General features: G+C 65.2%; 14 protein-coding genes. 3 read left to right on the top strand and 11 right to left on the bottom strand.

The features are described from left to right. Nucleotides 1–385: 385 nt before the first annotated feature. Nucleotides 386–1,351 carry a 2-hydroxyacid dehydrogenase gene (locus ACZBJS_RS20440; protein WP_168859037.1) on the top strand — a complete coding sequence of 322 codons (966 nt, stop codon included), beginning with the start codon at nt 386–388 and terminating at the stop codon, nt 1,349–1,351. 108 nt (nt 1,352–1,459) lie between these two features. Here the strand turns inward: ACZBJS_RS20440 and ACZBJS_RS20435 are convergent, their stop codons facing one another. Continuing rightward, nucleotides 1,460–2,110, bottom strand: a complete 651-nt coding sequence (locus ACZBJS_RS20435; RefSeq protein ID WP_316396496.1) for a dihydrofolate reductase family protein — start codon at nt 2,108–2,110, stop codon at nt 1,460–1,462. Between the two features lie 90 nt (nt 2,111–2,200). Then, on the bottom strand, nt 2,201–2,860 hold the full coding sequence (locus ACZBJS_RS20430; protein WP_316396495.1) for a TetR/AcrR family transcriptional regulator: 660 nt from the start codon (nt 2,858–2,860) through the stop codon (nt 2,201–2,203). Nucleotides 2,861–2,953: 93 nt separating this feature from the next. On the opposite strand from ACZBJS_RS20430, the gene ACZBJS_RS20425 reads away from it, so the two are divergent. Continuing rightward, complete coding sequence (locus ACZBJS_RS20425) at nt 2,954–3,598, top strand: glutathione binding-like protein (protein ID WP_316396493.1); 645 nt, start codon at nt 2,954–2,956, stop codon at nt 3,596–3,598. 185 nt (nt 3,599–3,783) lie between these two features. Here ACZBJS_RS20425 and ACZBJS_RS20420 read toward each other — a convergent pair whose 3' ends face one another. The 9 genes from ACZBJS_RS20420 to ACZBJS_RS20380 form a co-directional block, all read right to left on the bottom strand. Next, on the bottom strand, nt 3,784–4,068 hold the full coding sequence (locus tag ACZBJS_RS20420) for a hypothetical protein (RefSeq protein ID WP_229190975.1): 285 nt from the start codon (nt 4,066–4,068) through the stop codon (nt 3,784–3,786). A gap of 401 nt (nt 4,069–4,469) precedes the next feature. Then, nucleotides 4,470–4,937, bottom strand: coding sequence for a nuclear transport factor 2 family protein (locus ACZBJS_RS20415; RefSeq protein WP_057016209.1), 468 nt, complete (start codon nt 4,935–4,937; stop codon nt 4,470–4,472). Between the two features lie 181 nt (nt 4,938–5,118). Beyond that, nucleotides 5,119–5,568 (bottom strand): tol-pal system-associated acyl-CoA thioesterase, encoded by a 450-nt coding sequence (gene ybgC / locus ACZBJS_RS20410; protein ID WP_028332822.1) that lies wholly within the window; start codon nt 5,566–5,568, stop codon nt 5,119–5,121. A 100-nt stretch (nt 5,569–5,668) separates the two neighbouring features. After that, nucleotides 5,669–6,286, bottom strand: coding sequence for a hypothetical protein (locus tag ACZBJS_RS20405; protein WP_076825032.1), 618 nt, complete (start codon nt 6,284–6,286; stop codon nt 5,669–5,671). 189 nt (nt 6,287–6,475) lie between these two features. Next, nucleotides 6,476–7,393: a metallophosphoesterase gene (locus tag ACZBJS_RS20400; protein WP_316396490.1), complete on the bottom strand. Its 918-nt coding sequence runs from the start codon at nt 7,391–7,393 to the stop codon at nt 6,476–6,478. A gap of 235 nt (nt 7,394–7,628) precedes the next feature. Beyond that, complete coding sequence (ruvB, locus tag ACZBJS_RS20395; RefSeq protein ID WP_316396488.1) at nt 7,629–8,678, bottom strand: Holliday junction branch migration DNA helicase RuvB; 1,050 nt, start codon at nt 8,676–8,678, stop codon at nt 7,629–7,631. A 193-nt stretch (nt 8,679–8,871) separates the two neighbouring features. Continuing rightward, nucleotides 8,872–9,489 (bottom strand): Holliday junction branch migration protein RuvA, encoded by a 618-nt coding sequence (gene ruvA, locus ACZBJS_RS20390; RefSeq protein WP_463439070.1) that lies wholly within the window; start codon nt 9,487–9,489, stop codon nt 8,872–8,874. Then, a complete protein-coding gene (ruvC, locus tag ACZBJS_RS20385; RefSeq protein ID WP_028343970.1) occupies nt 9,486–10,013 on the bottom strand; it encodes a crossover junction endodeoxyribonuclease RuvC in 528 nt (175 codons plus the stop codon). The genes ruvA and ruvC overlap by 4 nt, the downstream gene beginning before the upstream one ends. 216 nt (nt 10,014–10,229) lie before the next feature. Then, nucleotides 10,230–10,976: a YebC/PmpR family DNA-binding transcriptional regulator gene (locus tag ACZBJS_RS20380; protein WP_016842553.1), complete on the bottom strand. Its 747-nt coding sequence runs from the start codon at nt 10,974–10,976 to the stop codon at nt 10,230–10,232. A gap of 213 nt (nt 10,977–11,189) precedes the next feature. Between ACZBJS_RS20380 and ACZBJS_RS20375 the strand changes: the two genes are divergently transcribed. Continuing rightward, nucleotides 11,190–12,956 carry a methyl-accepting chemotaxis protein gene (locus ACZBJS_RS20375; protein WP_463439069.1) on the top strand — a complete coding sequence of 589 codons (1,767 nt, stop codon included), beginning with the start codon at nt 11,190–11,192 and terminating at the stop codon, nt 12,954–12,956. Nucleotides 12,957–13,065: the final 109 nt, after the last annotated feature.

The raw sequence follows: 13,065 nt of genomic DNA, 5'->3' as shown, positions 1-13,065 counted from the left end.
CCGCGGCGATGAACGTGCGGTTACCAATTGACGCCGTCGCGGGCGGCGATCCAGCGTGCCTTGGCTCCATCGCTCTCGCGGTGGCGGACGTGGCTCCTCGTCAACGGACGGGATCGCCTGCCGCCGCGGAGACTCCCCGGGTTGCGCCTGGGCCTGCGATGGGGCCGGCTGGGCCTCGCTCTGCGTTGGAGCAACGGCCGGTCGAGCCTGAGCCGGCGTGCCGGCGTTTGCGAGCACGGGCGTGAATCGCGGCGACGGCGGAGCGGATGAAAGCCGACACCAGGATCAGTTTGCGCATGGAAGTTCTCCCCTGTTGATGGCAGGAGATGAGAGCGGGCCGGACCCGCTTTGTGACATACATCACATAGACGTTGGAGGTATCGGGATGGGTAAGGGCGCGCTCGCGCTGCTGATCAATGGCGGCTCGGAAAACTGGTCGTCGGCGCGCTGGAAGGCGCGGTTCGACGCGATCTGCCCGGACCGCCGCGTGGTGCTGCTGCCGGATGGCGCGCTCGATCCCGCCGAGGTGCACTATGCGGCGGTGTGGAAGCCGAAGCCGGGCGAGCTCGCGGTATTCAAGAACCTGCGCGTCATCTTCAATCTCGGCGCAGGGGTCGACGCGCTGATGGCCGATCGCTCGCTGCCCGACGTGCCGCTGGTGCGGGTTTCGGTCTCCGATCTCACCGACCGCATGACCGAATATGTCGTGCTGCACGTTCTGATGCATCACCGCCAGGAGCTCTATTTGCGCGAGTCGCAGCGGGTGAAGCGCTGGGCGCCGGACTATCAGTGGGCGGCGAGCGCGATCACCGTCGGCATCATGGGGCTCGGCACGCTCGGCGCCGCCGCGGCGAAGGCACTGCGCGCGCTCGGCTTCCGCGTCGTCGGCTGGAGCCGCAGCGAGAAGCGGATCGACGGCATCGCCTGCTATCACGGCGCGGACGGGCTCGACGCGTTCCTGCGCGCGACCAACATCCTGGTCTGCCTGCTGCCGCTGACGCCGGACACAAGGCATGTGCTGAACCGCGATGCGTTCGCGAAGCTGAACCGCGAGAGCCCGCTCGGCGCGCCCGTCATCATCAATGCCGGCCGCGGCGGCCTGCAGAACGAGGCCGACATCCTGCGCGCGCTCGATGACGGCACGCTGGGCGCCGCCTCGCTCGACGTCTTCGAGACCGAGCCGCTGCCCGAGGCGAGCCCGTTCTGGAGCCATCCGAAGGTGGTGCTGACGCCGCACAACGCCGCCGACACCGACGCCGACGAGATCTCGAAATATGTCGCGCAGCAGATCGCGCGCTTCGAGGCCGGCGGCGCGCTGGAAAACCTCGTCGATCGCAAGCGGGGGTATTAGCGCCGCCGCCCATCCCGGCAACGAGTTCGGCGAGCCGGTCGGAGGCGAGCTCGACGCTCTTCTCGATGCCGGAATTGAGGTGACGCTGCTGACGCAGGCGTGAGCGGTTTAGGATTTGCGCGCGAAGGTGACGTGGGTCGCGTGCGGGCTCGCGACATGCGCGACGACGGCATAGCCGAGGGCGGGCAGATCGATGCCCGCGAACAAACTCTCGCCGGCGCCGAGCACGACCGGCGGCAGCACCAGCTGCAGCTCGTCGAGCAGACGCGCCTGCAGGAATTGACGCACCACCGAGACGCCGCCGCCGACGCGGATATCCTTGTCACCGGCAACCGCGCGCGCCCGCTTGAGCGCCGCGAGCATGCCGTCGGTCACGAAATGGAACGTGGTGCCGCCTTCCATCTCGATGTCGGGCCGCGCGTGATGGGTCAGCACGAACACCGGCGTGTGGTACGGCGGATTGTCGCCCCACCAGCCTTTCCAGGCATGATCCGGCCATGGTCCGCGGATCGGGCCGAACATGTTGCGGCCCATGATCCAGGCGCCGATCCCCTCCATCGACTTGCGTGCGATCTCGTCGTCGAGACCGGTGGTGCCGCCGTCCTGGCCGGTCATCGCGCGAAAGGTTCGCGTCTCGAAGAACCACGCGGCAGGCAGCGCCAGGCCGCCGACGCCGAACGGATGTTCGAGGCTCTGATTCAGCGCCGCGCCAAATCCGTCGATCGAGACCGTGAATACTGAAGTCCTGACTTTTCCCATGATGTTCCGCTTCCGTGAGTGGGGGGACCTTACGGAAGACGGGCGGGAAAGCCAGCGGTCGACATTTGCCCGGCAAGAAAATTTGCGCGGCTATTTCGCGCCGCACAGCACGTCGATGGCGCCCTTCACGATCGCCTCGAGCTCCTTGCGCGGCACGCGGGCACGGGCGCGGATCGCGATGGTGTGGATGGTGGCGGAGGCCAGATGCGCAAGCGACGCCGGATCGGTCCCCTCAGGCAGTTCCCCGCGCTCCTTGGCGTGGCGGAAGCAGATGCCGAACGCCTTGTCGAGCTCGGTCAGGCCCTCGACCACCATGGTGCGGATGTCCGGATCCGACACCGCCTCGGACGCCGCCGTCATCACCGTGAAGCAACCGCGCGGGCCGGACTCGCCGGACAGATAGATGTCGAGCGCGATGCGATAGATGCGCTCGAGCCGCTCGCGCAGCGGCGCGTCGGCGCGGAAGATATCGACCATCGCGGCGCGCGCATCATCGCGATAGCGCTGGTAGCTCTTGATGTAGAGCTCGCGCTTGTCGCCGAACGCGCCATAGAGGCTCGGCCGGTTCATGCCGGTCGCAGCGCTCAGATCATCGAGCGAGGTCGCGGCGAAGCCGTCGCGCCGGAACAGATCGAGCGCCTTGCCGAGCGCGACATCGGGCTCATACGCGCGCGGCCGCCCGCGGCGCTTCGGCGCAACCGGCCCCGCGATTTTGGCAGCAGTTGGCGGCCTCTTACTTTTTTGTACCATTTCGCATTTAATTCCTTGACGCGACCAATATTATCCAAGACAGTACAAAAATCAACAACGGCCGGACCCCCGCGCCAGACCCTGGAGGCACCCATGGACCTTTATTTCTCGCCCCTCGCCTGCTCGATGGCGACCCGCGTCGCGCTCTATGAAGCGGGCCAGCCGGCCAACTATCTCGAGGTCGATCCGAAGACCAAGGCAGTGCGCAACGACGGCTCCGACTTCAGCAAGGTTAACCCGCTCGGCCTGGTGCCGACGCTGCGCACCGACGACGGCGTCGTGCTGACCGAGAACGCCGCGATCCTGCAATATGTCGCCGACCAGTTTCCGCGCGCCGGCATCGGCACCGCGTCGAACGCCGAGCGTTCAAAGCTGCATCAATGGCTGTGCTTCATCGGCACCGAGCTGCACAAGGGCCTGTTCCTGCCGCTGCTCGACAAGAAGGCGCCGCCGGAAGCCAAGACCTATGCGCTGGAGAAGTACGTCTCGCGGCTCGACTATCTCGAGGACCACCTGAAGGGCCGCGACTACCTGCTCGATCATTTCAGCGTCGCCGACGCCTATCTCGTCACCGTGATCAACTGGACCATGGCAACGCCGCCGATCGAGCTCGCGAAATGGCCGGCGCTGAAGGCCTATTACGAGCGCCTGCGCGCCCGTCCCTCGGTCGCGAAGGCGATCGCGGAGGAGTTCGAACTCTACAAGGCCGAGATCGCGCGGCATAAGGCTGCGGCGTAGGGTTTCTTACGACGGAGGCACTGTCTTCTCTCCCTCTCCCCGTTCTTACGGGGAGAGGGTTGGGGTGAGGGGCTGCTTCCGCGAGTTGCGAATGCGGTGAGACCTGTACCCCCTCACCCGGATCGCATCTTGCGATGCGATCCGACCTCTCCCCGCAAGCGGGGCGAGGTGAAGGGGTGCCGCGGTCAGCATCCTCGGCAAATCGAAAGCTTGCGCTTATCGAGCTCCCCGGCTGCAGGCTTCCCCTTCCCGCCGGGAGGGGACGGCATCTCTAGAAACACCGGCATGAAGTATTTCCATTCATCGTAGTATTCGGCCGGCAAGGAATATGGCTGGCATAGCGTGATCGCTTGCAGCGCGCTCTTGCGATAGGCTTGGGAGTAGTCTGACACGGCCGGACTGTTCTGCGACGACACCGACGGTTGCTCCGCCAGCGAGCCCTCGCGCGTCAGCCTGATCTCGAGAACCAACTTTATGTTCGCTGCCTCGTCCCCAACGGGGGCAGGTTTACGTCAACACTTGGTGACCTGAGAGCGAAACAGCGGCCCCCATTTTGCGGAATGGTCTGCGCTGCTCTGCGCAGCCGCGGGCTGGGCAAGGATGAGAGCAGTCGCGAGCAAGAGGCCTGCCAGCACTACGGCTGTAGAACGTTCAATTGGCATGTAATGGATCCGGCGGACGCGGTGAGGTTACAATCGCCGACCAGCATAAATCAGCCCTCTTCGAGACGCGCAAACGTTTTCGATGAGTCCCCACAACGACCCGTAGCCCCGGATGGAGCGCAGCGCGATCCGGGATCGACCGCACAACAGGAGAGATCGTCCCGGATCTCGCTTCGCTCCATCCGGGCTACAAGGCTACGGAGAGCCGATCAGAACGGCTCCTGCCCCAGGCCCGGCACGTCGGCCGGACGCGGGCCCGGGGCGGGCCAATGGAAGCGGCGGTCCTTCTCCGAGATCGCGATGTCGTTGATCGAGGCCTCGCGGCGGCGCATCAGGCCGTGCTCGTCGAACTCCCACTGCTCGTTGCCGTAGGAGCGAAACCAGTTGCCGCCGGCATCGTGCCATTCGTACTGGAAGCGGACTGCGATGCGGTTGCCGTCGAACGCCCAGAGATCCTTGATCAGGCGATACTCCTGCTCCTTTTCCCATTTGCGGGTCAGGAAGGCCACGATCGCTTCGCGGCCCTGAAACACCTCGGAGCGGTTACGCCAGCGGCTGTCCTCGGTATAGGCGCCGGCAACCCGAACCGGGTCGCGCGAATTCCAGGCGTCCTCCGCCATGCGCGCTTTCTGCGCGGCGGTCTCGCGGGTGAAGGGTGGTAGCGGCGGGCGTGACATTGGCGATCCCTCGTTGTTTACAGCGCAATCTAGCGCTGCGTCCCAAAGAGTCGATGGGGCGTTTCCTATCGCCCGATAGTTGGAGCCTATTCCGTTCCGATTGTATCGGAACGGGGCTCCGGATTCGTGTTTTGACGCGTTTTCTTCACGCGAACCGGTACCCACTTCGCTCGAAAACGCTCTAAGCCAGATCGGCCTTCATCAGCGCGCGAATAGCCTTCGGAATCGGCTGCGCGCGGCCGCCGCTGATGAAGGCGACGCGGACCTCGGCCTTCACAAGCACGTCATCGCCGCGCCGGACTTCCTGAGCGAGCATGATGGAGGCGCCCTTCACCGCGATCGGCCAGGTCACGACGTCGAGCACGTCGTCCATCCGCGCCGGCTTGAGGAAGTCGAGCGTCATCGAGCGCACGACAAAGGCGAAGCCGCCGGTCTCCTCCTGCGCTTCATCGAACAGCGCCTGCTGCTCGGCGCCCATCAGGCGGAGATGATTGGTGCGGCCGCGCTCCATGAAGCGCAGGTAATTGGCGTGATAGACGATGCCGGAAAAATCGGTGTCTTCGTAATAGACGCGGACCTGCATATGGTGGCGGCCGTCGCGGATCTGGCCGTCGAGAATGGGTGAGGTCATTTGCAGCCCCCGATTGCGCAAGACTTTGGTTCGTATTGCGCAAAATCGCCGGCCGACGCAAGCACGGTCGGGAAATCTTGGGATCGGCTGGCGATCTGGATCAGGCGACCTTCTGGAATACCTTGTTTCTGACGACCTCTTGGTACCGATGATCTGTTCTGACCAGGTCGTCAACGATCATCTTGACTTGAAAAGCGTCGATCTGCTCATCGGTATATTGATCGCCGATTGCCGGAATTTTCGTCGGATCGAGTGACGATCCCCTCAGACGCCATTCATAGTCGTCGAAATCCATGTAACCGCCAACCTTGAGCAGTTTGTCGCACAAGAAGTAGTTCAAAGCGTCGACTGCGACCGTGTGCGCGCCGTCGAGAAAGCAATAATCATAGATCGGAGCGCCCTCATACTGCCTGATCAGCTTCATGAGAGACCAGTTGTAGGAATCGTTGAACTTCTGGGTGTTGCCGAAATATGAGATCTTGTTGGGGTAGGCGCTGAGCTTTGTCTCCGCGCGCTGGACCGCATCGTTGAAATCAAAAAGATGCAGCTCACACTCGGGAAACAGCTGGCAGACGTTTCTTGCGGTATCCGCCATGTAGATTCCAAATTCGGCGTAACGGAACGGCTGCTCCCGGCCGAAAACGGTTTTCATGAACTCGTAGGTGCCTGTCGTCCCCTGAACGCCGACGACGAGCTTCTTGGGATACCAATCCTGCATTTTGCGCAATCCCTCCCGCTACCTTAGGGTGAAGGGTACCGCCCACAGAAATATGCGGCAACTTACCATCCTTCATCGCGGCCATGTCGAAAGGCGCCACTCCGGAACCGGAACGGATACAGCAGTTACTTTCGACGGAACCGCCGTCGGCCCGCATCCGATGCGCAGCTCTCGCCCACGCAAGCGCGCTCAGGACACCATTGGCCCCTTTGCGCCGAGCGTGACCTGCACGATCTCGGGCGGCACGCCGAGGCGGAACGGCATGATGCTGCAGCCGAGGCCGCCGGAGACGACGACGTCGCATTTCAGCTTGATATGGCCATAGGCGAGCCGCATGCCGTGCTTCACCGGCACCGCCGGCGACCAGCCGAGCAACCTGACCTGCCCACCATGGGTGTGGCCGGACAGCTGCAACGCGACGCGCGAGGGCACCCGGAGCGCGACGTCGGGCTCATGCGCGAGCAGGATCACCGGCGCGTCGTCTGTGACCTTGGCAAGCGTCGCGTTGAGATCGTCGACGCCGATGCGTGTGACCTGGCGATAGGGCCGCGCCGCCATGAAGGCGAGCTGGTCGCCGAGACCGGCGAGCCAGAACGGACGGCCGTCCTTGGCGAGCCGCACCGCGTCGTTCTCGTAGACCGGAATCCCCGCCCATTCCAGCGCGCGGCGCGCCAGCGGGATGCCGCGCCCCAGGCGCTGTACCGCCTTGTCTTCCCAGTAGTCGTGGTTGCCGAGCACGGCGTGTACGCCGAGCGGCGCCTTCAGGCCCTTCAGCACCGCGGCCCAGTCGGAGGCCGGAATGAAGCGGGTGACGTGGCGCAGCCCGGCGACATAGTCGCCGAGCAGCACGATGATGTCGGGGTTCAGACCGTTCGTCCGCTCGACGATCTCAGCGATGCGATCGAGCGACATCCAGGGATCGCAGGCGTGGATGTCGGCGAGCGCGGCGATCTTGAGCGGAAAATCCGCCGGCCATTGCCGCGGCGACAGATCGTAGCGCGTGAGCGCGAGGCGAACGACCGGCTCGCTCAAGCCATAGGCCGCGGTCGAAGCGCTGGCGGCGGTCAACCCGCCGAACCCGCGCAGAAAATGACGACGTGAAATCATGGACGTGTGATCGGTGATGCCTGGCGCTTGTCGAAAACGCTCTGAGTGATCATAGGCCCTTTGATTGGAGCGAAATTGGGCCGCGTTTGTGCAGACGGCCTGCAGAGATGACGCAATGGTTAGCGCGCAAGGTTACCGGCAAGTGCGATGCGCCGCATCAACACGTCTCTTCACGACTTCGGGAGCGGAGGCCTTTGAGCATGAAGAACCGCCTCGCGCTCTTCCAGATCATGCGTCAATCCTCGTCGCCATTGCCGCCGAACAGGCCGAACTGCGAGGGGTCGCGGTTCGGCTCGGCGAGGCCGAGATGGCGGAAGGCGTGCGAGGTCAGGAGCCGGCCACGCGGAGTACGCTGCAGATAGCCGCACTGGATCAGATAGGGCTCGATGATGTCCTCGATCGCATCGCGCGGCTCCGACAGCGCCGCCGCCATGGTCTCGACGCCGACCGGCCCGCCGCCATAGTTCAACGCGATGGTGGTGAGATAGCGCCGGTCCATCGCGTCTAACCCGACGCTGTCCACCTCGAGCGCGCTCAACGCCCGGTCAGCGATGCCGCGGTCGACGGAATCGGCATCGGCGGCCGAGGCAAAGTCGCGCACCCGGCGCAACAGGCGGCCGGCGATGCGCGGCGTGCCGCGGGCGCGGCGCGCGATCTCGTTGGCGCCGTCGGCCGTCATGCCGATGTTGAGCACGCGGGCACCGCGGGTGACGATCTTCTCGAGCTCTTCCTCGGTGTAGAAGTTGAGCCGGATCGGAATGCCGAAGCGGTCGCGCAACGGATTGGTGAGCAGGCCTGCGCGCGTCGTCGCGCCGACCAGCGTGAACTTCGACAATTCGATCTTGACCGAGCGCGCCGCCGGACCCTCGCCGATGATCAGGTCGAGCTGGAAATCCTCCATCGCGGGATAGAGCACTTCCTCGACCGCTGGGCTGAGGCGATGGATCTCGTCGATGAACAGCACGTCGCGTTCTTCGAGATTGGTCAGCAGCGCCGCGAGATCGCCGGCCTTCGCAATGACAGGGCCGGAGGTGGCACGAAAGCCAACGCCGAGCTCACGCGCGACGATCTGCGCCAGCGTGGTCTTGCCGAGGCCGGGGGGACCGACGAACAGCACGTGATCGAGCGCCTCGCCGCGTTTCTTCGCAGCCTCGATGAAGATCGAGAGATTCTTGCGCGCCTGGGCCTGACCGACGAACTCCGTCAGCGACTGCGGCCGCAGCGCGGTGTCACCGACATCGTCGGAGCGGCGTTCAGGCGAGACCATGCGCGAGGGCGTATTCATGATGCGAGACTAACACGAGATTGTTCTCCCTCTCCCGGCTCTTGCGGGGAGAGGGTTGGGGTGAGGGGCTGCTTCCGCGAGCGCAATGTGTGTCGAGACCTGTACCCCCTCACCCGGATCGCATCTGCGATGCGATCCGACCTCTCCCCGCAAGCGGGGCGAGGTGAAGAACAGAGGCGCTCCAATCCACTGATCACTTCGACAGTTCCTTCAACCCCAGCCGGATCAGCTGCGCGGTCTCGGCCTTCTCACCGGCGCTGCGCGAGGCGGCGGCGATGGCGGCGGCGGCCTGCGGCTGGCCGTAGCCGAGATTGACCAGCGCCGAGATCGCGTCGGTGACAGGACGTGGCGCGCGGTTGTTGTCGATCGCGCCTGACAGTTGCACCACCGCGGGATCGACATCGGCAAAGCCTGGCGCCTTGTCCTTCAATTCGCTGACGATGCGCTCGGCGACCTTCGGCCCGACTCCCGGCGTCCGCGCCACCGCCGCCTTGTCGCGCAGCGCGATGGCGTTGGCGAGATCGGTCGGCGGCAGCGTGCCGAGCACCGCGAGCGCGACCTTGGCGCCGACCCCCTGCACGGTCTGCAGCAGGCGAAACCATTCGCGCTCGTGATCGCTGCGAAAGCCGAACAGTTTGATCTGATCCTCGCGGACATAGGTCTCGATCGAGAGCACGGCGACGCCGCCTGGCGACGGCAACGCCTGCAACGTGCGGCCCGCGCAGTGCACCTGATAGCCGACGCCGCCGACGTCGAGGATCACGTAATCCTCGCCATAGGAATCGATCAGGCCCTTCAGCTTGCCGATCATAGGCTCGCCACCCTGAGCCGCAGCGCGGTGCTCTGGCGGTGATGGGCGTGGGTGATCGCGACCGCGAGCGCGTCCGCGGCGTCGGCGGACGGCGGCTCGGCTTTCGGCAGCAGGATCTTCAGCATCACCTGGATCTGGTTCTTCTCGGCATGTCCGGCGCCGACCACGGTCTTCTTGACCTGGTTCGGCGCGTATTCGGCGACCGAGATACCGAACATTGCGGGCGCCAGCATGGCGACGCCGCGCGCCTGGCCGAGCTTCAGGGTGGCAACGCCGTCCTTGTTGACGAAGGTCTGCTCGACCGCCGCCTCCGCAGGCTTGTAATCGCCGAGCACGGCGGCCAGCCCCTCATGGATTGCAAGCAGCCGGCTCGCCAGCGGCAGATCGTCCGGCGGCTCGACCGAACCGCAGGCGATATAGACGAGACGATTGCCTTCGGTCTCGATCACCCCCCAGCCGGTGCGGCGGAGACCCGGATCGATACCGATGATGCGGACGGGAGAGCGAATCGGCTGGGATGTCATGGGCTAGTGATACCGCCTGCGCCGGGAGAACGAAACACAAACGGAGCCTCATCCCCTGCCGCGGTCGTCGTACTCGACCCACTTGTCATCCCCGCCTAGTGCGCAATTGCGCACGGGAGCGGGGGATCCAGTACGCCGCGGCTTCTCGGATCAAATGCATGTCTCTGGAATGCTGGGTCGCCCGGTCCAGCCGGGCGACGACAGCAGTGCAAGCGACTAGCCGCCCATCTTCGCGATCAGCGCGTCGGACACCTCGAAATTGGCGAACACGTTCTGGACGTCGTCGTGCTCGTTGAGCAGGTCCATCAGCTTCAGCAGCTTTTCGCCGGTCTCGTCGTCGACCGCGACGGTGTTCTGCGGCTTCCAGGTCAGCGCCGCCTTGCGCGGCTCGCCGAACTTCGCTTCCAGCGCTTTTGCGACTTCGCGGAAGGTGTCCTGCGAGGCGTAGACCTCGTGGCCGCCTTCGCTGGAGACCACGTCGTCGGCGCCGGCCTCGATCGCGGCGTCCAGCATGGCGTCGTCGGAGGCGACCTTGGCGTCGTATTCGATGATGCCGGTGCGGTCGAACATAAAGGCGACCGAGCCGGTTTCGCCGAGATTGCCGCCCGACTTGGTGAAGAAGGAGCGGATATCGGAAGCGGCGCGGTTGCGGTTGTCGGTCAGCGCCTCGACGATGACTGCGACGCCGCCGGGGCCATAGCCCTCGTAGCGGATCTCGTCATAGTTCTCGCCTTCATTGCCGGCGGCCTTCTTGATGGCACGGTCGATATTGTCCTTGGGCATGTTCTCGGCGCGGGCCGCGACCACGGCGGCGCGCAGCCGCGGATTCATCGCCGGGTCCGGGGTGCCGAGCTTGGCCGCCACGGTGATTTCGCGGGCCAGCTTGCCGAAAAGCTTCGACTTCTGGGCATCCTGCCGGCCCTTGCGGTGCATGATGTTCTTGAATTGGGAATGGCCGGCCATGCGACGTCTCTTCGGAGCTTAGGGTCTGAACAGGGATGGAAAACGCGGCCTTATAGGCCCCTCACGGTCAAAATCAAAGGATCGGCGGGGCCCTCCGGCAGAGCAATACTACCGCAAGCCGGAATATGAGGCACTTGTTAACCATGACTTCATGCCCGGGTGCGAGGATCGCCCCGTCCCGCCGCAACTTTCCACAGCCCCCAAAGAGCCCACATGGCGTTCGGTTTGTTTCGAAAGCAAGTGCCGGAGCCGGCTGCGCCGGCCGTCGCGCCGCAGGTTCCAACCGCGGCCGCAACCCTTGAGGTCTCGACCGAGACTGATTCGGCCAAGGATTCCTCCAAGGAGATCCTGGAATTGCTGGAACTCGAGCTCGGCGCGATGATCCGCCAGCTCGAACGCGCCGCGAGCTCGGTCGCCGACGGCGCCGAGGCGACGGCAGCCAAGCTCGCCACGATCCGCACCCGCACCGACGCGCTGACCGGCCGCAGCAGCGATGCGCAGAGCACCGCGACGACGTTCTCGCAAGCCGCCGACCGCTTCACCCACTCCGCCGAGGGCATCGGGGCACAGGTGCGCAGCGCGAGCCAGCTCGCCGACGACGCCGCGGCCGCGGCGCGCGAGGCCACCGCCAATGTCGATCGCCTGCGCGAATCCTCGGCCGCGATCGGCAACGTCGTCAATCTGATCGCACAGATCGCGCGGCAGACCACGCTGCTCGCGCTGAACTCGACGATCGAGGCGGCGCGCGCCGGTGCCGCCGGCAAGGGCTTTGCGGTGGTCGCAACCGAGGTCAAGGCGCTGGCGGTGCAGACCCAGAGCGCGACCGAGGAGATCACCCGCAAGATCGAGGCGTTGCAGAAGGATGCCACCGGATCGGCGGACGCGGTGCACCGCATCTCCCAGGCGATCGAAAAGATCCGCCCGGTGTTCGAGAACGTCAACGGCGCGGTTGCCGAGCAGAATGAAATCACCGGCGAGATGGGCCAGAACGCCGACTCCGCCTCGCACTTCATCGTCTCGGTCGGCACCAGCGCCGGCGAGATCGACAGTGCAACGCGCGAAGCCGCCGCGCATGGCGACAATGTCGCCAGGGCCGGCAAGGCGGTGACCGCCTTCGCCCAGAAGCTGAAAGCGCGCTGCGCGGTGCTGCTGCGCCAGGACGAGCGCGGCGATCCGCGCAAGAACGAGCGCCTGCCCTGCAGCCTCAAGATCGAGATCACGACCGCGCGCGGCATCATCACCGCGCCGGTCTACGAGATCGCGATGGACGGCATTTTGATCGGCGGCGCCGATGCCGGGAAGCTGCCGGTGCAGGAGACCCTGAACGCGACATTGCAGGAGATCGGCGCGTGCCGGATCCGGGTCGGCGAGCGCTCCAAGGCAGGCAGCCAGGCCCGCTTCGAGGCGGCAACCGCCGAGCTGCGCGAAAAAATCGAAGACCGGATGTGGGCGATCCACGAGGAGAACGCCGAGCTCGTCACCCGCGCGATCGAAGCCGGCAGCACGCTGGGCAAGATGTTCGAGAACGGGCTGGCGAGCGGCGCGATTACGATCGCCGACATGTTCGACACCGACTATGTCGAGATCGCAGGCACCAACCCGGTGCAGTACCGCACCAAAATGCTGGACTGGGCGGAGCGCACGCTGCCGGCGTTCCAAGAGGCGTTCCTCGCCAGGGACAAGCGGATGGCATTCTGCGTGATGATCGACCAGAACGGCTATCTGCCCGTCCACAACAAGCTCTACTCGCAGCCGCAGCGGCCGGGCGACGTGGCTTACAACACCGCCAACAGCCGCAACCGCCGCATCTTCAACGACGCCGCGGGCCTCGCCGCCGGCCGCAACCAGCGCGCCTATCTGATCCAGACCTATGCGCGCGACATGGGAGGCGGCAACACGGTGATGATGCGCGAGATCGACGTACCGATCCGCGTGCGCGGCCGGCACTGGGGCGGGTTCCGCACCGCCTACAAGCTTTGAACGCTTCGTAGCGACAAAAGGCCCGAGTGCGCGCTCAGGCAAGACCGGCAGCGCGAATCACGCTTTAGGGTTGGAATGGGGAATGCTGCGGCGGCCGACGGGCCGCTGT

This window comes from Bradyrhizobium sp. KZN70725, from assembly GCF_055264925.1.
This window is presented reverse-complemented; position numbering and strand designations above follow the sequence as displayed.